At 35.3% G+C, this 22,518-nt stretch carries 24 protein-coding genes; 8 read left to right on the top strand and 16 right to left on the bottom strand.

Going from position 1 to position 22,518, the window contains the following annotated elements; all coding sequences use genetic code 11:
* Nucleotides 1-40 precede the first annotated feature (40 nt).
* From IV57_RS02685 to IV57_RS02665, 5 genes are all read right to left on the bottom strand, one after another.
* Nucleotides 41-553: a PadR family transcriptional regulator gene (locus IV57_RS02685; protein ID WP_057879957.1), complete on the bottom strand. Its 513-nt coding sequence runs from the start codon at nucleotides 551-553 to the stop codon at nucleotides 41-43.
* Nucleotides 554-601: 48 nt separating this feature from the next.
* Entirely contained in the window at nucleotides 602-1,138 is a 537-nt protein-coding gene (locus IV57_RS02680) for a phenolic acid decarboxylase (RefSeq protein ID WP_057879956.1), read from the bottom strand.
* A 112-nt stretch (nucleotides 1,139-1,250) separates the two neighbouring features.
* Nucleotides 1,251-2,069 carry an SPFH domain-containing protein gene (locus tag IV57_RS02675; RefSeq protein ID WP_057879955.1) on the bottom strand — a complete coding sequence of 273 codons (819 nt, stop codon included), beginning with the start codon at nucleotides 2,067-2,069 and terminating at the stop codon, nucleotides 1,251-1,253.
* A gap of 10 nt (nucleotides 2,070-2,079) precedes the next feature.
* A complete protein-coding gene (locus IV57_RS02670; RefSeq protein ID WP_057879954.1) occupies nucleotides 2,080-2,412 on the bottom strand; it encodes a hypothetical protein in 333 nt (110 codons plus the stop codon).
* A 283-nt stretch (nucleotides 2,413-2,695) separates the two neighbouring features.
* Entirely contained in the window at nucleotides 2,696-3,508 is an 813-nt protein-coding gene (locus tag IV57_RS02665) for a glycosyltransferase family 8 protein (protein WP_057879953.1), read from the bottom strand.
* A 71-nt stretch (nucleotides 3,509-3,579) separates the two neighbouring features.
* Between IV57_RS02665 and IV57_RS02660 the strand changes: the two genes are divergently transcribed.
* On the top strand, nucleotides 3,580-3,990 hold the full coding sequence (locus IV57_RS02660) for a peptide deformylase (RefSeq protein ID WP_057879952.1): 411 nt from the start codon (nucleotides 3,580-3,582) through the stop codon (nucleotides 3,988-3,990).
* A 48-nt stretch (nucleotides 3,991-4,038) separates the two neighbouring features.
* Here IV57_RS02660 and IV57_RS02655 read toward each other — a convergent pair whose 3' ends face one another.
* The 4 genes from IV57_RS02655 to IV57_RS02640 form a co-directional block, all read right to left on the bottom strand.
* Nucleotides 4,039-5,256: an SLAP domain-containing protein gene (locus IV57_RS02655; protein ID WP_057879951.1), complete on the bottom strand. Its 1,218-nt coding sequence runs from the start codon at nucleotides 5,254-5,256 to the stop codon at nucleotides 4,039-4,041.
* 174 nt (nucleotides 5,257-5,430) lie between these two features.
* Complete coding sequence (locus IV57_RS02650) at nucleotides 5,431-6,624, bottom strand: dentin matrix protein 1 family protein (protein ID WP_057879950.1); 1,194 nt, start codon at nucleotides 6,622-6,624, stop codon at nucleotides 5,431-5,433.
* A 176-nt stretch (nucleotides 6,625-6,800) separates the two neighbouring features.
* The gene (locus tag IV57_RS02645) at nucleotides 6,801-8,456 is read right to left on the bottom strand and encodes an Nramp family divalent metal transporter (protein WP_057879949.1); all 1,656 of its coding nucleotides are present in this window, start codon (nucleotides 8,454-8,456) and stop codon (nucleotides 6,801-6,803) included.
* Nucleotides 8,457-8,487: 31 nt separating this feature from the next.
* Nucleotides 8,488-8,928 carry a universal stress protein gene (locus tag IV57_RS02640; protein WP_057879948.1) on the bottom strand — a complete coding sequence of 147 codons (441 nt, stop codon included), beginning with the start codon at nucleotides 8,926-8,928 and terminating at the stop codon, nucleotides 8,488-8,490.
* A 420-nt stretch (nucleotides 8,929-9,348) separates the two neighbouring features.
* On the opposite strand from IV57_RS02640, the gene IV57_RS13130 reads away from it, so the two are divergent.
* On the top strand, nucleotides 9,349-9,510 hold the full coding sequence (locus IV57_RS13130; RefSeq protein ID WP_157051889.1) for a hypothetical protein: 162 nt from the start codon (nucleotides 9,349-9,351) through the stop codon (nucleotides 9,508-9,510).
* A 55-nt stretch (nucleotides 9,511-9,565) separates the two neighbouring features.
* Complete coding sequence (locus IV57_RS02635; RefSeq protein ID WP_057879947.1) at nucleotides 9,566-10,237, top strand: metal-dependent transcriptional regulator; 672 nt, start codon at nucleotides 9,566-9,568, stop codon at nucleotides 10,235-10,237.
* 226 nt (nucleotides 10,238-10,463) lie between these two features.
* On the opposite strand, the gene IV57_RS02630 is transcribed toward IV57_RS02635, so the two are convergent.
* Nucleotides 10,464-10,892, bottom strand: a complete 429-nt coding sequence (locus IV57_RS02630; protein WP_057879946.1) for a MarR family winged helix-turn-helix transcriptional regulator — start codon at nucleotides 10,890-10,892, stop codon at nucleotides 10,464-10,466.
* A gap of 117 nt (nucleotides 10,893-11,009) precedes the next feature.
* Between IV57_RS02630 and alsS the strand changes: the two genes are divergently transcribed.
* Nucleotides 11,010-12,689: an acetolactate synthase AlsS gene (gene alsS / locus IV57_RS02625; protein WP_057879945.1), complete on the top strand. Its 1,680-nt coding sequence runs from the start codon at nucleotides 11,010-11,012 to the stop codon at nucleotides 12,687-12,689.
* A gap of 19 nt (nucleotides 12,690-12,708) precedes the next feature.
* Entirely contained in the window at nucleotides 12,709-13,419 is a 711-nt protein-coding gene (budA, locus tag IV57_RS02620) for an acetolactate decarboxylase (RefSeq protein WP_057879944.1), read from the top strand.
* 38 nt (nucleotides 13,420-13,457) lie between these two features.
* On the opposite strand, the gene IV57_RS02615 is transcribed toward budA, so the two are convergent.
* The 6 genes from IV57_RS02615 to IV57_RS02590 form a co-directional block, all read right to left on the bottom strand.
* On the bottom strand, nucleotides 13,458-14,333 hold the full coding sequence (locus IV57_RS02615) for a DMT family transporter (RefSeq protein ID WP_057879943.1): 876 nt from the start codon (nucleotides 14,331-14,333) through the stop codon (nucleotides 13,458-13,460).
* A 145-nt stretch (nucleotides 14,334-14,478) separates the two neighbouring features.
* Nucleotides 14,479-14,805, bottom strand: a complete 327-nt coding sequence (locus IV57_RS13415; RefSeq protein WP_057879942.1) for a DNA-processing protein DprA — start codon at nucleotides 14,803-14,805, stop codon at nucleotides 14,479-14,481.
* Nucleotides 14,756-15,331 (bottom strand): DNA-processing protein DprA, encoded by a 576-nt coding sequence (locus IV57_RS13410; RefSeq protein WP_057879941.1) that lies wholly within the window; start codon nucleotides 15,329-15,331, stop codon nucleotides 14,756-14,758. The genes IV57_RS13415 and IV57_RS13410 overlap by 50 nt, the downstream gene beginning before the upstream one ends.
* A gap of 94 nt (nucleotides 15,332-15,425) precedes the next feature.
* Nucleotides 15,426-16,334 carry a DMT family transporter gene (locus IV57_RS02600; RefSeq protein WP_057879940.1) on the bottom strand — a complete coding sequence of 303 codons (909 nt, stop codon included), beginning with the start codon at nucleotides 16,332-16,334 and terminating at the stop codon, nucleotides 15,426-15,428.
* A gap of 433 nt (nucleotides 16,335-16,767) precedes the next feature.
* Nucleotides 16,768-17,592, bottom strand: a complete 825-nt coding sequence (locus IV57_RS02595) for an alpha/beta hydrolase (protein WP_057879939.1) — start codon at nucleotides 17,590-17,592, stop codon at nucleotides 16,768-16,770.
* Between the two features lie 21 nt (nucleotides 17,593-17,613).
* Nucleotides 17,614-19,599 carry a PTS sugar transporter subunit IIABC gene (locus tag IV57_RS02590; protein WP_420806316.1) on the bottom strand — a complete coding sequence of 662 codons (1,986 nt, stop codon included), beginning with the start codon at nucleotides 19,597-19,599 and terminating at the stop codon, nucleotides 17,614-17,616.
* Nucleotides 19,600-19,808: 209 nt separating this feature from the next.
* On the opposite strand from IV57_RS02590, the gene IV57_RS02585 reads away from it, so the two are divergent.
* The 3 genes from IV57_RS02585 to IV57_RS02575 are packed head-to-tail and all read left to right on the top strand — an operon-like array spanning nucleotide 19,809 to nucleotide 22,464.
* The gene (locus IV57_RS02585) at nucleotides 19,809-20,615 is read left to right on the top strand and encodes an EAL domain-containing protein (protein WP_057879937.1); all 807 of its coding nucleotides are present in this window, start codon (nucleotides 19,809-19,811) and stop codon (nucleotides 20,613-20,615) included.
* 2 nt (nucleotides 20,616-20,617) lie between these two features.
* Nucleotides 20,618-21,133, top strand: coding sequence for a hypothetical protein (locus tag IV57_RS02580; protein WP_057879936.1), 516 nt, complete (start codon nucleotides 20,618-20,620; stop codon nucleotides 21,131-21,133).
* A 2-nt stretch (nucleotides 21,134-21,135) separates the two neighbouring features.
* Nucleotides 21,136-22,464, top strand: a complete 1,329-nt coding sequence (locus IV57_RS02575) for a glycosyltransferase family 2 protein (RefSeq protein ID WP_057879935.1) — start codon at nucleotides 21,136-21,138, stop codon at nucleotides 22,462-22,464.
* Nucleotides 22,465-22,518 lie beyond the last annotated feature (54 nt).

Below are 22,518 nucleotides of genomic sequence, written 5' to 3'. Positions count from 1 at the left end.
ATTAATATTCCATAAAAAAAGCCCACAACTAAGTGGACTTCTATAATTTATCTTCCAACCACTGAATATGATTCCTTTCTCGTTCAATTGCCCGAGTAAGAATTAAATAGTGACCAAAATTATTTTTAATTTTTTTATCATCAGTAAAAACTGTTTTTAACCGCTCTTGAAGATATTGATATTTTAGCTTTCTCAGAACTAATTCTTGTGTAATCAAGTCTTTTAATAACGGATCAGATTTATCTTTAATAAAATATAATTTCAATGAGAATAGCTCCTCATTATCATCCAATGGTTCTCTCATCCAGTTACGAAGAATCTCAGATCCCTGATCAGTAACTATATAATAGGTAGATTTATTATCGCTTTCATCGTCCGAGACCCAACCATCAGCTTTCATTCGAGCCAACTCGGGGTAAATTTGACTATGTGAAGCATGCCAAAAATCCCCGACCTCATTTTTAAATTCCTGACTAATTTGGTATCCGGATAAGCGTTCTTTATTATTGATCAAACCGAGCAATACATACGGTAATATTCGTTTCTTAGGCATAATTATCTCCACAAAAAAATGATATACATCTCTGTATATCATTTTATGCTATTTGTTGATACGTTGGTAGTTTTCGTTAAAATATTTACCATTTCTAATATCATCAGGCATCCCTTGATAAGGTGCTTCACTAATAACGTCTTCGTTATTTTGACCAGCATCGCCCATGTATGTAATCTTAGCCATTTCGGGAACGACTAACTTAGGATACGTTTCGTACTTCTCACGTGATTCTTCCATCAAATCAATATGTTCGTTTTGATAAGTAACGGTAATTTCTGGATGTTCTTCAACCCACTTAGGGAAGAAAATTGTACCATGCATTTTATTCTCATTAGGCATGAAGTCCAAAGCCACATCAGTTCCAGTAGGTTCGGTCCAAGAAACCTTGTAGACACCTTCTGTTAACATCAAAATATCAGCTTTTTGATCAGTTACCCAACGACCGGCAACCATTCCACCGTGAATTCGGTAGTCAGCTGTGTGGTCGTTTTTAGCGTACCATTCATATTCCCAACCGTTATCGTACGTATAAATAAAGTGTGTTCCTAAAAAATCATCTAATGTTTTAAATTGTTTTGTCATAGTTTATTGTCTCCTAATGTCGTTATCGACAATAAATAGTATATGTCGATAACGACATAATGTCAACCGTAAAACAAAAACACCTACCATTTTAGTAGATGTTTAATTTAAATTATTTATTAGCAAGTTTATTCATAACTTGAGCCATAGCAGGAATATCAGCATACTTAGCAATCGCATCTTTATCCATTACCACTGTATTAGCTGGTGATTTAGCGATATCAGAGAAAGCCTGAATCTGTTGACTAGTAAAGTATTTGGAATCAGCTGAAGCCAACATATCATTTAATTTTTTAATTTCGTAAGCTTTAGCATCAGCACGAGCAACTGTTGCGGCAGCTTCAGCCTTAGCGGTTGAAACAGTGGCCTCGTTCTTAGCTTTAGTTTCAATTTCAATACTACGAGCATCACCATTGGCTTTAGCAATGGCGGCAGTCTTTTCACGATCAGCTCGAATTTGTTTCTCCATTGATTCGGTAATTGAGGCTGATGGTTTCAATTCATCGATATTGACACGATCAACTTTGATCCCATAAGTATCAGTTAAATCTCCAATTGCCGCAGCTAAATCTTGATTAATTTTAGAAGTTGAACCTAAAGCTTCATTCAAATCCAACTTACCAATAATATCTCTCAAGTGACCACGAACTAATTGAATCATTGATTCAACAGAATTACTATTTTCATATTCGAATTTTCTAGCATTAGTAATATGATAATTCAAAGTCACGGTTGTTTGTACTTCAGCATTATCTTTCGTGATTACAGAATATCCTTGGAGTGACAAAGGAATCATTGCTAAATCAACAATTCGAATTTTTTGAAAGATGGGGAGATATAAATTTAATCCCGCACCAACCTCACGACTATACTTGCCTAAAGTTTCAACTAACCCCACATGATTTTGATGTACCGTTTTAAATCCTAACATATTCATCCGCCTACTTTTCTGATTTTAATTCCTGGATAGTCAAAATGTTACCATTTGCTTTGACAATCTGATAACTGCCATCCTTGTTAACCAAATCATTTGCCAATAAGTCATAACGATAGTAAGTACCCTTAACCTCGAGCAAGTCGTTTGCCATATTGATCTTGTCCCCTCGAACGACAGATCCAACTATTTGGCGCTGTTCGAGATTATCTGTCGGTACTGCCTCACTTAATTTAGTGACAATATAATTGTTAACACTCCGATTTTCACGTCCAGCATCCTCAGCGATGCGATCGTATAAATCTTTATCTAGTCTTAATGCAACCATCTTATCTGCCATACCCTTATTATACCGCTTTTATATCAGTGTGATATCACTTTGATATAGGCAAAACGTCAAATATTGAGTTGTCACTAGTTGTTTGGAAATTATTAATATATCTGATTTAACCGCTTAAATGAGTTATGCCTAAAAAACAAATAACACTATATTATTTGTTATGAATCCTCAATTAAGAAATTCACACTAATATAGTGTTATTTTTATTTAAAATTAATAACCGTCAACGAGTTGCTTAACCTGGAACAGCAGTAAAATCGTCTTTGCTATGGACGATAGAATTCTATCTTATTCTCTTAGCTCGGTGTTGATAATGCTTATACAATCCTGAAAAACGTTCTTTATATTCTGAACGCCAAGGTTTATCACGCCCACAGAAATGTAAGATTGCTGTATGCTCAATCACCCAATCTAAATCCCACTCACCATTACTTTTGGCATAATATAAGGGATTCATCCGAGCATCATAATTATACAATTCATCAGGAACTTGCTTGATGTGTTGACCATACAAACCATTCAAAATATCCTGATCAGGTAAGAATAAAGCTAAATTTTTAATACGGATATAACCGACAATATCTTCCGCCTTAACATGTTCTCTAATAGCAGGGAGATTCATCATCATCATTCCTGAATTGTAATAAGTATCAGCTTCATAATTACCTAGCCGAATTTTGTTAAGTGCATCAGTGACATCTAGTGCCACATGACTAGCAGCTGCGTACCAATAATCATCAAAATCCATATTGTAAAGTTTTTTCAAATCATTGATAACTAAAACATCAACATCTAAATATAAAATCCGTTTCATATTTTGAGGCAAATATTTATAAGCTAATAACCGATAATAAATTGTTTTTGGATAACGATCCGTTACAGGTGCATTAGCAAATTGATTATCACGAATGATCAATGGATGATAGGTCATCCCTAACTTCTTACAGACTTGGATGATTCTTGGTGTGTCGGTTAATTTCTTATCCTGAAGTATATACACTGAATAATTCTTAGTAGACGAATTGACCTTAATTGAATATAAGGTCGTAATCAGTTGTTCTGTCACTCTATCGTCGATTGCAAATAGTAAATTCATTGGTTCCCCCTCCTATTAGATTCCTTCTATGGTAAATTATACTAGTGAATACATCTTACGGGAGAAAATAAATGATTAAACCTATTAACCATGACCAAACTTTTTTAGCACAGAAGGCTGAATTGGCAACTCCAGCTGACCATAACGTCGTTACAGACTTACAAGATACCCTCAAAGATAACGCTGAAGTTTGTGTGGGTATGGCGGCTAATATGATTGGCGTTAACAAACGAATCGTTATTTTTTCAATGGGAATGATGAATGTTGTAATGTTAAATCCTACTATTGTAAGTAAGGAAAATGAATATACAACTTCTGAAGGATGTCTTTCATTAACTGGTGAACGTTCAACCAAACGTTATAAACAAATTACGGTAAAATATTTTGATATTGATTTCAAAGAACATACTCAAGAGTTTTCCAATTTCATTGCCCAGATAATTCAGCATGAGATTGACCACTGTGAAGGTATTATTATTTAGACAAATAAAAAGACGACCTTAACTTGATCGTCTTTTTATTTGTCTAAATTATTGGATATCTGCTGCTTTAACCCATTCATTAGTTGAAACGCGGTACATCTTTTGATCATTAATCATGGCTGATCTATCTGTACGCCAAGCAGTCTCAGCACCAAGGGCTCGGTCAGTGACTCTTTCACCCTTAGCAGTAAATAGACTAGCTTGAGTCTTCGTATTAATGGCTGTATCAATGCTTTCATCCTCTAGTCCATCAGTTAGCTTAACCCATTCATTAGTTGAAACACGGACGTATTTAACGCCATTTAAAGTCATCAATTTATCAGTAACCCAAGCTGAATCTTTACCTAAAGCACGACCAGTAACAAGCGTTCCATCTTCACTATAAAGAGAAACATTATCGGTCGCTGAAGTGGCAAAAACAGTCCGTTGTTCAACGACTACTTTGTTGTCAGCTGGTTTAACTGTTGGTTCAGTAACTTTATCATCATTCTTTTGGTTCTTTGGTGCAGTAACTGTAGTAGTATGATGCTTTTTAGCAGGTTTGTTTGGTTCTACTACTGGTTTTTCATTTTCTTTAGTTGATTCTGGTTTAGTTTCTGGCGTTGGATCTGTGACTGGTTTTTCCTCTGGAGTTACTGGTGTAGCAGGATCTACCCCAACTACTGGTTGTTGAGAAACTGTTACGTCTGAAATTTCCATCTTAGAAATACTTTTTGAATCATCTTGTCCCATAACATGTTGAGCTACCATAACAACTGTTGTTGTAGGTTGACCATCAGCTGTCTTACTTGAAGTAACTTCAATATGCATATTATCAGGTACTAATCCGGCTGGAACATCTTTAACAATTGTTGTATAGCCTTCTTGTAAAGGTACATTTGCCAAAATAATATCTTGTCCATTATTTGAAAGTTTAATGTCATTGATAGTATATTTGTTCAAAGTCTCATTAAAATTAGCTGTTTGATTCTTGAGAGTTGCTAAAGAACTATTATCCTTATCCAAAACTGTACGTGGTATGTAAGTTAATAAACCTACCATTGTAGTTGTAGCAGGTGTAGAGCCATTAAGGTTCTTTAATGAGTCACTTACTTTGTCCATTTTTTCTTTCAATGCCAACTTAGCAGCGGCAATTTCTGCTAAATCACTCTTATCAGTTGTGTCTGTTTCAACTTCCCCAGCTAAAACAGTTGTTGTATTAATTACTTGTGATCCTAAAGCTAATGCTGCAAGGCCAAGTACAATTGGTTTGTAGTATAGTTTCACAGTTCCCCCTATAAGGATTTTTTTCGTATTAAAAAAATATACCATACAATAACGCTCCCTTAATAGGTAAATATGAAATATATTGTAATGTTTTTTCTAGGTGAAATATATCTTTTGATTATTGATTTTTTTCAACAAAAAAGACGACCTTTAATGTCGCCTTTGAATTATTTACTATTGAACATCACTGGCTTTAACCCATTCGGTTGGGGTAATACGATACATTTTTTGACCATTGATGGTTAAAATTTTATCAGCTTGCCAAGTACTATTGTTTTCAAGACATCTGTCATTAACTAATTTTCCATCTTCGGTAAACAATTGAGCTCGTCTGATGGTTGTAATAGTTAAATTATTAATAACAGTTTTGTAACTATTATGTCTATTACTTTTAGTGGTTGTATTTGATTTAATAGGTGTAACTATATTAACTGAGTCATTAACTGATTCTTTAACTGGTTTCGAAATTGGATTACCATCATCACCTAGAGCATTTAATCTTGCATAAACATCATGATAATCATTAATATACTGAGTTAATTCGGCTGCATTGCTATAACCATAGTTTCTAAATTCCATAAAAAATTTAGCTTCTTTGACCAGTGATAATAATTTTTTTACTTTAGAGGTTTGTGGTGCTTTTTCCAAATCGCCACCTGCACTATAGATTTCACCCATATAAGGGTCACTTATATTATGTAAATTATCATCTTTATAGACATCACCTGAAAATCTCATCTTATATCCTGTTTCATTTGAAGAATCTTCGATTGGATTATTATTTTCATCTAAAACATATACTGCACTATTCCCACGTATTTTATAAGGTACTAGTAAATCACCCTTATCTGAAGGATCATCAATATTTGCTAACTTGATATTCAATGGCCTGACTTTAATAATCTTTGTTTCTGTTCTTGGTTGTGATGTGTTACCTGAATCATCCTTTGCCTGCCCATATACATTGACATCAGAAATTTTCTCTTGTTTCTCTTTTGAAGCCTTATCATCAAACCTTTCTTCATCAATAGAAACATCTTTTTCATTTATTTTAGTTGTTTCAATTGTTTCAGTTGCTTGTGGTTCTTCTTGTGATTCAGTTGCTTGTGGTTCTTCTTGTGATTCAGTTGCTTGTGGTTCTTCTTGTGATTCAGTATCATCGCTTTTTTCTTCTGATGATTCTACTGGGGTACTGACAACATTAACATCACTAACTTCAGCATTTCCTTTCGCTTCACTTACGACCTTCTGCGACTGTGATTCATTTACTTCTTCAGCTGCACGTACAGTTGTTAAGCTAGTAATCTGTGTTCCTAATCCTAAAATTGCAACTCCCAGGATAATTGATGTGTATAATGATTTCTTCATTTTTTCTCCCATTAGAAATTTTGTCCGAATATGAATATATCATATGGAAACGCTAACCTCATAACATATTTTTGCGAACAAATGGGTTTTATTTATTTAAATAAATTTATATATTATTGAACAAATTTACAACAAAAAAAGGCAATCATTCCGATTGTCTTTTTAATTACATTAAATTATCTTTGTTCAGCATTTCTTTCTTCTGTAGCTTCTTTATCGAATTCTTCAGATGAACCTGCTTCAGCGGATAACTTAGCCAAGTGAGCATATGTTGAATCAACATGTTCAGCAGCTAATTCTGTCTTCAATCTTTCATTACCCTTATACATATCAACCAAAGTCCATACTAGTAAGGCAAGAACTGCAATAATCAAAACCCAAGAAATGATGTTAGCTTGAAGTGTTTGAGCAGAAGTAATCTTGTCACCGTAAAAGGCTTGGATTTGACCAGGTAAACCATAAAGGTTCAAGAATGTTAAAGCAATAACTGAGAACCAACCTAAAGCTTTGATCCAATTAGCATTCTTAAATCTGTTACCCATTTCTGTAGCACTATCTGTCATAAGAAGTAGTGGCAACATTGAGAATGGTAAAGCGAAAGCCAAGAATACTTGTGAGTTATTCATCAAATCATTTAAAGCCACGTGCTCGTCAATTGAACTCTTACCACTTGTTAACATAACACAGATAAGAACAGGGATAACTGACAATAGACGTGTAACTAAACGACGTAACCATAAAGGCATCTTCATGTGAACGAAACCTTCCATGATAACTTGACCTGATAAAGTACCAGTAATAGTTGAGTTTTGACCTGAAGCCAACAAGGCAACGGCGAACAATGTTGAAAGAATACCTGATTTAGCAACGGCAATCAAAACACCATTACTTAAAGTAGATGTATCTGATAGAGCTTGGTATAAACCGAAGAATGATGGATCTTTAACGGCACCACTCTTAAATACGGCAACACCCATAACTAGTAACAAAGCATTAACGAAGAATGCAGCTGTTAATTGAATATTTGAGTCCCATGCTGAGAAACGAACATTTTGTGCAACTGATTTTTCGTCAGAATGATCAACTTTACGTGTTTGTGAAATAGCTGAATGAAGGTATAAATTATGAGGCATAACAGTGGCACCAATGATACCTAAGGCACCTGTTAAAGGTGTTTGACCACCAATTGTAGGACCAGTTGCGAAAGTCTTCTTAACGGGTACTAAGCCTTTGATGGCAGCTCCCCAGTTAGGATCTGATAGAGCAACTTGGTAAATGAAAACGAATAAAATAACAAGAATTAAACATACAACGATAGCTTCAATTTTTCTGAAACCGATTTTTGTCAATAATAGCAATACTAGAACATCACCAACAGTAATAAATACGGCAATTACTAGTGGGATATTGAATAATAGGTACAAAGCGATGGCACCACCGATAACTTCGGCAATATCTGTCGCCATAATGGCAAATTCAGTTAAAATCCATAATACGATACCCAATGACTTACTTGTTCTGGCACGAATTGCTTGTGCCAAATCCATTTTACTCACGATCCCTAGTTTAGCGGCCATATATTGTAACAACATGGCAATTAAACTAGACATAAGAATAACTGACATTAGTAGGTATTGGAAGTTTTGACCACCTGTGATTGATGTTGACCAGTTACCTGGATCCATGTAACCAACGGCAACTAAAGCCCCGGGTCCTGAATATGCTAGTAGTGTTTTGAAGAAACCTTTATCTTTTGGAACATCGACCGTACCATTGATCTCTTCTAGTGAAGGACCATTGGCATATTGGATTAATTTGCGTTTTTCAGCCATATTAATCTCCCCTTATTATATAAATTTGTTTTTAGCGAATAATCATAATTGAAATAGGTGAATATTTCGCCATGTATGCGGCTTGAGAACCGAAATACTTTCTGATACCTTTTTTTGAAACTGAACCGATTACTAAAAGATCGGCATTTGACTTAGGAATAACATCCTTCACAATTGTTTCACCGGGATCCCCTTCGGCAACCATAAGTTCTACCTTTTTAACTCCGGCATCTTCTGCGACTTGACTGTATTCTCTCAAGTGATCTTCTAGTTCTTTACGTTCCCCATGAACATAATCGCTAGTAAGTGCTTGATAAACATTCATCTCGTCACTTTCCAAAATGGAAGTAATGATTAGTGTTGATTCATCCTTGATACAACGGTGCATTGCGTATCTAAATGCCAACTGTGCATCATCTGAATCATCAACACCGACTAGAACACGTTCAAACTTGGTATTTTGCTTCGTCATTGGTCTGTCCTCCAATATATTTTCTTAAGACAAGATCTGGTTCCGCTCGTCTTTCCAAAATTCATTCTACCGCATTTTAAAGAGAAGTAAACTATTTTTTAAGGGTACCTAATAAAAAAATATATTTAACGATTATTTTTCAAAATAATCTGAAATCGTTTACTTGCCCATAATACTGGGATATTCAACAAAATAATGAGGTATATTTCAAAAAGATTACCCCCTACTTAACTATTTTATTTAAAATAAATATGCTATATTAAAAACGTTAACGACGGGGTTTATGGTTATTTAATAATCCAATAACAATCTTTTTATAGACATGGGGTATATAGATAGGCAATTTCAACTATTTTTTACCATTGTTATTAGGTTCGACTAAGTAATTAACCATGCTCATTTACTTACGGGGGATATATTATGAAGAATAATACGAATGAAGAAGTAATAAACGATGTCACTGACCAAGAGTATCTAACTAATAATTGGATCACATCGGAGGTATTGATTGGCATGTATTCAAGGGTCTTCACCAACTTACTACTATCTGATGACCGAATTTTTAAAGGACATTCCAAATAAAAAACGTCCCTTCTATAGAAGAAACAGTTTAATTAGAAAAAAGTGGTGAATAATTTTGAACGATTTAAATTTTTTAAGATTAATCTTTGAATTAGGTGGCAGTTTTCAAAATGTTAATAACATCGATCTAGCTGTCAAAGCTAATGTCAGTAAGGCTTCTATCTCAGATAGAACGCAACATTTGTCAAAGTTAGGCTTGGTTAAATATACGAAATATTACGGTACTAAGCTGACTAAAAAGGGACTCAATGCTGTTATTCCATTGGTTCAACAACATCGGTTGCTTGAAGTGTGGCTTTACCAAAAATTGGAGATTCCTTTGAATGAGGTTTATGAAAAGGCAGCTAAACTGTCCGATCATCCAGATTCACTCTTAATCGACCGATTGAATATCTATTTGGAATATCCAGAAACTTGCCCACACGGGAATATCATCCCAATCAATTGCTCGATTCCTGAATTTACAAAGTATTCTCTCCTATCTAGTCAGGAGATCTCGGATGCTACTTTCAAAATAGTTAACTTCACGGAAGATAACTATCTCTTTAAAATTTTGAGTAATATTGATATCAAATTAACTGATGATATTCGTATTTTGAACATCAACAGTTACGATCATTCAATGGTAGTACTTAATTTACGCAATAATTTGAAACAAATTTTACCTAAGAATATTACTAAGATGATTCGCATTGAAAAAGTCACAGCAATGCAAAAAAGCGTTTGAGGACACATGATTATAAAAAATCATGCGTTGTCAAACGCTCTTTTTTTGTTCTTACTCAAGTTCGGTTATTAAATGAATTACATCTCCACATAAATCACAATCAACCAGCTATCTAGTCTGGAACAGCAAAGCTGATTGGCTTCAAGTCGACCTACTGCGTTCCAGCCAAATCAGCTTTGTTGTGGAAGACGGAATCTTTAACCGAATTTTTTTACTTTGAAAACAATTACTCGTTAATTGGACCTACAATAGTAGAAACAACTGCTTCAATCGAAGAAACTAGTGGACTTTCGGGAGTGATACCTGATTTAGCAAATCGATCTTCCCACCACTGACTGCGAATCATTTGGACAGTATCAATTACTTTTTCACCTTCAGGTGTCAGGTTTAAAATCTTAGTTTTCCCTGCCCCATCAGCTTTAGTCAGATAATTCAATTTTTCCATTTTATTAATTTCGCGAGTTGCCAAACCCTTATCAATAACCAAAGAACGTGCCACCTGGTTTTGACTAATATTTTCATAATCACTCACAGCTAATAAAATACAAGCTGCGGTCGGATTTAAGTTGATTTGATTGAATTTGTCCCTTGTATCCTTGTAATATTGTCTATGTAAGATAGAAATGTCTTGTGCTAAATAACCGATATTTTTCATTTGCTTTCACTCCAATGAAAAGACTTTCGTGTTGACAATTCAACACCAATGCTTTATTTTTTAGCTATAATAGTTTAATTATAGAACAAAACTAAATATAAAAAGAGGTCAGAAACAATGACAGAACAACCAAATGGCGCTCAAGCATTGATTCAAACTATGATCAATCAAGGAGTTAAGTATGTTTTTGGATTACCTGGAGCCAAAATCGATCAACTCTTTGAATCTCTGGAACACAATAACAATCCTAAAACTCCTAAATTAATTATTACCCGACATGAACAAAACGCTTCATTTATCGCTGCTGGTATCGGCCGTTTAACTGGTAAACCCGGCGTAGTCGCAACCACATCTGGACCTGGTGTTTCGAACCTAGCAACCGGCTTGATTACTGCAACTGCTGAAGGGGATCCTGTGATTGCTCTTGGTGGTCAAGTACCTCGTAATGATATTGCTAGATTAACGCACCAAAGCATCTCAAGTAAAGAACTATTATCTGCTGCTACTAAAGACAGTGTTGAAGTTCAAGATGCCAACAATCTTTCTGAATCATTTGCCAATGCTTACCAAACAGCAGTCGCACCTAAGGCCGGAGCGACATTTATCTCTATTCCTCAAGATGTTTTAAATGACTCAGTTTCCCGTTCTACTATCAGAACTCTTTCACCAGTTACTCAAGGTGGTGCTGATCAGGAAACAGTTAATCGAATCATTGAAAAAATTGAACATGCTAAATTACCTGTAATTTTAGCTGGTATGCGTTCATCTACCAATGAAGTAACTCATAAAATTCATAAATTTTTGCATAAATTCTCCATTCCCGTGGTCGAAACTTTCCAAGGAGCCGGTGTGATTTCTCAAGATCTAGAAAAAAATTACTACGGACGAGTTGGTTTATTCCGCAATCAAATCGGTGATACAGTCCTCAAAGAAAGTGATCTGATCATTGCTGTCGGTTATGATCCTATCGAATACGAAGCCCGTAATTGGAATGTTGGTCGTACTGGCGAAATTATCAACCTGGATAGTATTACTCCTGAAATAACTAATGATTATCAGCCTGATTTAATTGTTCAAGCTGATATTGCTAAAACCTTAGACGAGATCAGTGAACAATTACCTGCTGATATTGATTTGACACCTGAAATGCATGAACATTTAGTCGATCAACAGGAAAAATTTACAAAGAAAGATGCTATTCCTGAAAATCACTCTGACAAAAACGGAATTCATCCTTTAGCAATTATCCATGCACTTCAAAACCAAGTTAATGATGACACCACTGTTACTGTTGACGTAGGGTCGCTTTATATCTGGATGGCTCGTCATTTCAGAAGTTATAAACCACGTCACCTCTTATTCAGTAATGGTATGCAAACACTCGGTGTAGCACTTCCTTGGGCCATTGCAGCCGCTTTGGAACGTCCTGAACAACCAGTAGTTTCCGTTGCCGGCGATGGTGGTTTTCTCTTTTCTGGACAGGAACTTGAAACCGCTGTTCGTCTAAAATTAAACATCGTACAATTAATCTGGGACGATGGTTATTATGATATGGTTCGTTTCCAAGAAATTGCTAAATATGGTCATGATGCTGGAGTAAAATTGGGTTCAGTCGACTTTGTTAAGTATGCTGAGAGTTTTGGTGCCACTGGTATGCGCGTTGAAAGAACTGAAGATCTTGAACCAATGCTTGCTAAGGCCTTTGCTACTAAGGGACCAGTCGTTCTACATATTCCAGTTGATTACTCTGATAACATCACCCTATCATCTAAACTTGTTGACGATGTCTTGAACTAATCAGAAAGGAAAGTTAATTATGTCAAAAAATCATACGCTTTATCAACACGGAACGCTTGCTTTATTGGTACCAGGCCTATTAGACGGTACCATTACCATGAAAGAACTCTTAGAACATGGCGATACAGGAATCGGTACTGGTGAAGGTCTTGATGGTGAATTAATTATCCTCGATGGTGTTCCCTATCAAGTTGATAGTGATGGAAAAGTTAACGTTGTTTCCGATGATTTCACTTTACCTTTTGCTAACAGTCATTTTGCCGAATATCGGAATTTGACTGATGTCACTGAACTTTCTCAAAAGGAACTTGATGATAAAATTTTGGGAATGACCAGTGCCAATACTTTCTTTTCCATTAGAATGCATGGTACCTTCACCAACATCAAAACTCGAGCAGTTAAAAAATCCCACAAACCATATGCTACTCTTGGCAAAACTGCTGAAAATCAAAGTATTTTTCTCAAAGAATCAGTTGAAGGAACTTTATTAAGCTATTACTCACCTGCTATTTTCGATGGTGCAGCTGTTGGTGGTTTTCATCATCACTTTATGTCTGATGCTCATGATTTTGGCGGTCATGTCTTAGGCTTTGGTGGTGCCACTGGTAAAATAGAGTTGCAACAATTCGATACTTTAGAACAACATTTACCAGTTTATAATAAAGACTATATGAATTATGATTTCTCTGATTGGGATATTCTCAGTGAAATTCATGATGCTGAAAATTAAGATATTTTAAAAGACGACCTCCGAAGAGATCGTCTTTTTTAGTCTGAAAATCTAATTGAGACCCAGACACTGCCTAATATCAAAATTGTTCCGATGATAAAACCAATCGTAATATTCTCACCTAGCAATAACCAACTTAATAAGGTCCCGACAATTGGTTGTAATAGGAAGAACAATCCCGAAGCACTGGCGTTAACCATCGTTAAACCTTGATTCCACATCACAAATGCCATTGCTGTTGAAATAAGACCTAAATATAGTAAACACAAGATCACTTTAGGTTCAAAAAAATTAATCCGTCCTAGTGATGCTGTATCCGTCAACACAAATGGTGTTAAACAAATAATTGCCACAATTGTCGACATAATCGTTATCTGTAAAGAACTATAACTAGTGACCTTTTTTATCAGCACCGACATTAAGGCCCACGTTAATGCTGCTACGATCAATGACAATACTCCCCACAAAATATTACTTCCAGTCAGATGAATCCCAACTATCAATATCACGCCTAAGGTAGCCATAATAACGGAGATTATTTTAACTCGATTCAATTTTTCCTTTAAAATCAACCAAGCAAAAATCACCATAAACGTTGGCGTAGCCGAAGTTATCACTGCTCCAGTTTGAGCACTAGATAACCAAGTTCCTGTTTCTTGAGCCACAATTGAAATTGTATTACCGATAATTCCAATCAAAAAAACTAAGCGTAAATCCTTCCAATTAAGATGCCATTGCTCTTTTTTAATGATTGAAACAATAATTAAAAATAAGATTGCTACTAAATAACGTAACCACACTAATTGAATCGGATGAATTTCTCCAACAATGATTTTAACGACAACAAACATACCACCCCAGATACAGGCAGCCATACTTAATAGAATTGAGCCTAATACTTTATTTGAATTCATGAAAAATTTCCTTCCGTCTTTTAATTTCTTCTGAAATTAACCAACGGAACTATCCGTTGATTAACGGACAGCTGGAACATCACATTCATTTAATGGTGAATAGATCATAAGAACACCTTCTTTTCATTAATGGATAATAATTGTATCACAAATTTGATAACATCTTTTTTTGAAATCGTTCTAAATCAACGATTGAGATATTCTCGTTAACAATCATTATTGGCCGAGTTTGTTTTTTAGCATATGCCAGAGTAATATTTGTTCCACTGTTGGGTCTAGTTTCTAATGCAATTACGCCATCACTCAGGCCACTCTGCCATTCATCCCGAGCAGCCAAAAATTTAGCATATAATTTGGTTTTTAAAGGATAAGTTGAAATTAGCAATCCTTGTTTTTGAATGATTCTAGGAGCTAATTCAATATTACCTGGTGGATAAATCGGCTGATCTAATCCGGCAGCCAACACAGCCATCGTTTTTCCATTTATTAGCCAGTGTCACTTGATGCGCGTACGTATCACATCCTTGCGCTAAACCACTAATAATTACATAACCTTTGCTCACAAAATATTGAATAATCAGTTGAGATCTTTCCAAACTAAATTTACTGGGTTCTCTTGTTCCGATAATTGCCACACTTCTTTTGGCATTTAATAACTTCAAATTACCTTTAGCATAGATAATTACTGGAAAATTATGCAGAGTTAACAGGCGCTGTGGATAACTTAATTCCTGATAATTAACCAGTTGGATGCCTTCTATTTTAGCAAGGATAATCTCCTCTTGAGCTCCCTGAACATAACTTTTCCAAATAGATACATCTAAATCTCCTTGCTTAATAGCACGTTGAATTGCTCCTTTAGATTTTCTTTGCAACATATCAAAATCATTTAAGACACTTTCAAAATTTAAATTTTCCTTCAAAAAATTCCGTACACTAATTGGTCCCACATGATGTATTTTTAAACAGGCAATAATTAATTGAGTTAATAAGTTCATCTTATTATCCTTTTCTAATTGTTCTATTTAAAATTACGTACTAAAAAAGGCGAATCCAGATGGATTCACCTCAATGATTCAATTAAGTTTTTGATTAAAGACTGTCTCCAGCAAGCATTGCTTCAGCACTGTTGTCTTCGAATTTAACTGAGATCCAAATACTTGCTAGGATCATAGCTGAACCGATAACAAACCCAACAGAGATTTGTTCACCCAATAATAACCAACCTAGAAATGATCCCACAATTGGTTGAATCAAGTAAAACACACCTGAAGCACTGGCACTAATAACTTTGAGACCCTTGTTCCACATAACATAAGCTACAGCGGTTGAAACTCCTCCGATGTAAAGCAAACTGAAGATAACTTTGGGCTCTAAGAAATTGATACTTGTTAATGATGACATGTCACTTAGAATAAATGGCGTCAAGCAGACTACAGCGACTACAGTTGACATAATAGTAATTTGTAAAGAACTATACGTCTTTACCTTTTTAATTAAAACTGACATCAGGGCCCAAGTGATAGCTGTAAGAATTAATAAAATAACTCCTAAAACAACATTTGTTCCTGACATCTTTAGTCCAACGATCATCACGACACCTAAAACGGCGATGATAACTGAGAATATCTTAACTTTATCAAGTGGTTCTTTCAAAACTAACCAGCCAAAAATAATCATAAAAGCCGGAATAGTTGAGGTGATAACGGAGCCAGTTTGAGCATTTGACAATCCGGTACCCATTTCTTGGGCAACTAATGAAATAGTATTTCCAATTATTCCGATCCAGAAGATCAACTTCAAATCAGGCCAATTGATATGCCATTTCTCACCTTTGATAAGTGAATATCCTATTAAGAATACTAACGAGATCAAGTACTCCAACCAAACTAATTGGATTGGGTGTACCTCATCAACAATAACTTTTACTACAACGAACATTGCGCCCCAAATAACTGCGGCAATGCTTAATTCTATGGATCCTAAAACTCTTTTAGACATTTTTTGTAATATTTCCCTTCGCTTTGATTTCAATCAGAATTCATTGCTACGCTATTCTCGCAAATAGCCGAAATATTACGTTGTCAATTAACGATAAATATTCACCTTCCTTATGGTTAACGGGATAAGTATAACATTATAAACAGAAATATTTTAATATACTTCTATTTGGCATAAAACTTGCTTAATAGAATTAAATTTATACCCATGTCGTTAGCGACATAAAGCCAATCCTCTGTTTAAAATCTATCAAAAAAAATTATTCCAAGAAACCATTTTTAGACGAATTTACATAGAATTTACATTAAAAGGTCGATACCAACCTTTTCCCAAATGTTGGCATCGACCTTTATTTTACTTATATTCAAATCAAACAATACTATCCCAATATTATTTAACACAACAAAAGGCTCCATTAACTGGAGCCCATTAATTAACCTAATAATTTCATCATTTCCAGCCAGCTCATAGCCAAATCAATCCAACCGGCCGCCCGAGCATTCAAGTATTTATCTTTGCCCGGTTTCTTAGTAACGTACGTACCTAAGGCCAGTCCGTGGATTCCTGAACCAAACAAGTGATATTCAACCGGTAAATTCAATTGATTCATTTTACCAACATACATCAATGAATTAGAAATATTTACCAATTCATCCGTTCGGGTCTGCCAAACAAAACTTGGTTTAGAATTTCCATTCAAATAATTCTGAGTTTGCCAGAAAGTTTCATCTGTACTGATCTGTTGTCTGATCTTATCATCTGCAGGAAAACTGCCTTTGACGGTCATATCAACAACAGGATAGCCCAAAATTGTTGCTGCAAAATCACCACTATACTGATCAATTTGATACTTTTTACGTAATTTAGGATCTGTCCCAATCCCATTATAAGCCGAAACAATTTGCCCACCGGCTGAAAATCCGGCTAAAATAATTCGTTTTTTATCAATATGACGTGATGCTGGTTGTTGATTGATCCAATCGATTGTTTTGGCCATCTCCTGCAAAGCAGTTGGAAAAACTGGTGTATCATCAATCAATTTATATTCTAAAACCACTACGTGCATCCCAAATGAATTGAATCTTAAAGCAATTGGTTCTTCTTCACGTTGAGAATGAAAGGTAAATCCTCCACCAGGACAGATTATCACTATCGGATAATCAACGGTTTGACCAAAATCTTCGACTTGATCAAGCCAATAACCTTTAACTTTAAAATCATGATTAGAGATAGCTAGATTGTATTCTTTTGTTTCCATATCCTTGTATCTCCTTAACTATTAAGCAAGTTTTACATTATTAAGATTCATTGGATCGTTTTTCTTAGCTAACATCTTATCAGTAAATCCAAAGAGATAAACTAAGACTACAGAAATTAACAATGTTCCATAATGAGAAATCAAGTAGCTGTAGAAGTTGCTACCAATACCGACACCTGGAGTGATAAAAGCTGGGAATCCGATCAAAGCACCAGACAATGCATAATTATCAACTCGTAAGAATCCAGTCAAGGCACCACCTAAGGCACTAGCAATACTAGCAACTACAAAAATTCTCTTATATTTCAAGTTTACACCATAAAGTGCTGGTTCAGTAACACCACAGAAAGCTGAGATGGCTGCGGCCAATGACATTTCTTTCAGTTTTTTATCCTTGGTTTTCAAGAAGACTGCTAGAACGGCACCACCTTGAGCAACCATTGTAATTGAAAGAATTGAGTTGATATAACTGTGACCATTAGTAGCAATATCATTGATAACAATTGGAATAAGTCCCCAATGTAAACCAAAGATAACCATAGTTTGATAAACACCACCCAAAACAAATCCGGAAAGTGTTGGACTGAAGCTATAAATGGCTACTAGACCATTAGAAAGTCCCTTACTCAAGAGTGTGATGATGGGTCCAACTCCGATAAGAATAATTAAGCTAAGAATTAAAGCTTCTAAAATTGGTACAAAGACACTTCTAATATAAGTTGGAATAATCCTCTTCAAGAACCTCTCAATGTACTTACCTAACCAGGCAGCTACGATAATGGGAAAAACTGAAGATGTATACGAAACCAAAGTAGTTGGTATACCCAAGAAATTAGTACTGGCAGTCGCTGCTTTACCAGCCAATAAGACAATTTGTGGATAAATTAAAATACCACCAACAATGGCAATAACGATCGGATCAGAACCCAATTTTTTAGCGGCAGTAAATCCTAGAATAATTGGTAAAAAGTAAAATGTAGCATCACCAATGGCATTTAAAACTACATAAGTTCCACTAGTTGTGGATAAAATTTTGAATCCGGTTAAGGCTGCTAGAATACCTTTCAAAATACCAGAGCCAGCTAAGATCCCAATAATGGGAATCATTGAGGCCGTTAAAACTCCAATAAAATTGCTGGCTCCTTGTTTAACATTAGGCCAGAACCCATGAACTTTATTAGCGTCCTTGGTAGTTTCTGCTACTGCCTCAGCTGTAGCTGTGTCATTTGAAAACTTGCTACCAATTTGACCGATCACGGCATCATAAACATCCGCCACCGTTTGACCAATCACAACTTGATATTGCCCACCGGCTTTGGCCACTGTAATGACCCCATCAAGATTTTCAATAACTGCATCGTTTGCTTTGTTATCATCTTTCAAATAAAACCGTAAACGAGTTATACAGTGGATAACACTGTTAATATTTTCTACTCCACCAACATTTTTAACAATATCTGCTGCTAAAGCATCATATTTACTACCAGTATTCTTAGGTTTTGTTTCCACAGTATTGGTAACATCTTTAACTGAAGCAACTGCAACAGTCGTACCAGCAACAACTGTCTTATCAAAACCAGTCGTCATTAACTCTTTTAAAATATCATTACTATTAGTTATCGCTAAAATAATTGTTGTTTGCTTACCAGCATCTTTGACCATCTTAAGATCCATCGTGATCACGTGCTGCCCAGCAACAATTTTATCGCCTTGTTTAATGGCGACTTCAAAAGGTTCCCCTTTCAATTCAACAGTATCAATTCCCAAGTGAACTAAAATATCAGCGCCATCCTTGGTTCTAATACCAAAAGCATGCTTAGTTTCTGAAACTAATGTCACAGTTCCATCAACTGGAGCGACAATATCACCTGACGTGGGTTCAATTGCAAAGCCTTGACCCATCAAACCTTGTGAAAAAACTGGATCCTGCACTTTGGTTAAGGTCAAAAGTTTACCATCAGCGGGTGCTGCTAATGAAATCAATGTTTGATCATTCATAACGTTCATTCCTTTTTAATAAAACATTATTTTGATTACGCTTTCAGTATATGTTTATACAGGTTAGAAGTCAATTTTTATTCGAACTAATTTATCATTAATTTTCGAATACATTTTAGTTTCCTTATTTAAACATTTTTCAACTAAAGCAAAAAACATCATCCACTCATGAGCTATACGCTATAATAGTAATAATATTTATTAATTAGGGGACAAATATGACTTTTATACAGTTCGAATTAATCTTAATGTGGTTAGTTATTGCCTCAATTATTATTGCGGCGGTAACAATCGTTATTTTTTATTGGCGCTCTCGCAAATCCAATAATAATTATTTAGAGAATAAGGAACTTAAATTACGTTACTTTATCCAAAAACAAGTCGATTACACTGGAAAAACCATTGGCTATGAATGCTTGCTGCGTCAACAAAATACGGATGCCACTTGGTCATTACCCTCCAATTTGGACTCACTTCCCTTACAACGAATCGTTTTTTTGCTAGAAAACACCTTCAAGGCCCTACCATCAGAACCGATTACGCTTTCAATCAATCTTGAATATAATCAAATCATCAGTTCTGATTTTCAATATTTCGTTCGTTGGGCTATCTCAAAAATCGAGCCAATGAAATTATCAATTGAATATACTACTGGAAATACCGCCAGATTCCCCAATCGACGCCTATTTGAAAAACGTATTCGAGAAGCTCAGCGGTACAATATGCAATTTGGAATTGATAACGTTGGCTCTGATTTGAAGAGCTTGAAGGACATTGAGTGGATGTTACCTTTTGTCGATAATATCAAATGTTCAATGCGTGATTTTAGAAAGGATGATCCCAATGTTTGGCTAGATCTTAATTTACAATCCTGGAATAAAATCTCTCAAGATAATAATATCAATTTAATTTTGATGGGAATTGAAGATGAAAATGATGCTGCTTTGGCAAAACAATTAAATATTAAAACTCGTCAAGGCTACCTTTTTGGACATCCCCGTAACCCCAAACACTTTAAGGACTAATCATGGAAAAGAAAAACAATCAAGAACGACAACAACTATATACTGATAAATATTTTGAAAAGGGCCATCTCTTACTCAAAATCCGCCAATTTCTCATCTCCATTGTGGGATGGTTGGCTGTAATTATTCCCATTCTTATTACAATCACTTCATTTTGGGCTAGCTTTGATAATCGAATCCCACATATTTGGTCCTATCACGAAGGAATTTACGAAATTAAATTTATCGGAATTCTCTTAATATTTTTGTGGATAATGACTACAATTTTTTCAATCAGTATGACTCTGATCCAAAATCGGAAACGTGATCGAGTTGTGGAACAATGGCCGACCTTCAATCCCATTAACCAAAAGAAACGTAAACAGACAATCGATAATTTTATTGATCAACGTTTTGGTAATCAAGAATTTCGAGAGAATGTTAAAACTTACGATGTTCAGCCAGAACAAAACTTAGATACCCATCAAATCCAAAAATTATATGCGCAAAATAATTTAGACGAAATCAATAAGGAGTAAACATGACAAATATTTTTATCGATCACATCATTGGCAATACCCCCATGGCTACTCTAATCAATGTTTGCCTACTCATTCTCTGTTTGTATCCGATTGTTGGTTCTTTCTTCTGGTTCAGTGGGGCTCTTTGCTATCGTTTTTTGAAGACAAATAAAAATGATACTGATTGGGAAATCCTACCCAAGAATAAACAGCCAATGATTACGATCATGATTCCAGCTCACAACGAGGAAGTCGTAATTGAAGAAACTATTACTTATTTATTTGATAATTTAAATTACGATAATTTCGAAGTTTTAGTAATGAATGATGGTTCAGCCGACTCCACAGCCGATATTATCAAGCAACTACAAATAACTTACCCCGGTTTAAGAACAATCAATATCATCAAGAATAAGGGTAAAGCTCATGCCTTTAACATTGGTATGCATTTTGCTAAAGGCGAATACATTCTCAGTAACGATGCAGATACACTTCCTGAGCCTGATGCTTTGATGAAATATATGAATTTTTTTATTCATGCTCGTGATATGAATACTTCAGCGGTCACTGCTAATATGGACGTTCAAAACCGAAGTACCCTTTTAGGAAAATCTCAAACTGTTGAATTTTCTAGCATTGTTGGTGTTATCAAACGAAGTCAAACTTCAATCAACGATTCAATGTACGCATATAGTGGTGCTAATACTCTATACAAGAAAGATTTTTTAATTGACGTTGGTGGTTTTCGACAAGACCGAGCCACTGAGGATATCAGTATTGCTTGGGATCATCAAACCATGGGAGCTGTTCCACGCTTTGCTCCCAATATAATCTTCCATATGAATGTTCCTGAAACTATTAAGGATCTTTATAATCAACGCAAACGTTGGGCACAAGGTGGCACTGAAGTATGGCTGACTAACCTTAAAAAATTTCTCTTTCATCCTATTAAAAGGCGTTACCAAATGTCGATGTTTGTTGATTCTACCCTGTCAATTATCTGGTCATTTTTCTTTTTGATCACCTCAGTAATTTTCTTAATTACCATGATTTGGTTTGCCCTGCACGGAAATTACGAAAGATTATTCCATGGTTTTGTAATTTCATTTATCTTTGTCACCTTCGAAATAATGGCTGGTTGCTTGCAGTTACTAACCGCGCTATTACTTGATCATCAGGCTGCCAAATTAAAATATGCCTTTTTTGCACCACTATATATGTTGTTCTATTGGATGATCAATCCTATTACCGTTGTAGCCACCTTCGTTCCTGCACTAAAAACCATTCTGGGCTTTGGCTCGGGCACCTGGGTCAGTCCCAAACGTCATTCCCTACAAAATAATAAATAGTTTCATATATGAACAATTGTGTGGACAATTGCCGCCGAACAACCTATGATTACT

Source organism: Companilactobacillus kimchiensis, assembly GCF_001438805.1.
Lineage (GTDB): Bacteria > Bacillota > Bacilli > Lactobacillales > Lactobacillaceae > Companilactobacillus > Companilactobacillus kimchiensis.
This window is presented reverse-complemented; position numbering and strand designations above follow the sequence as displayed.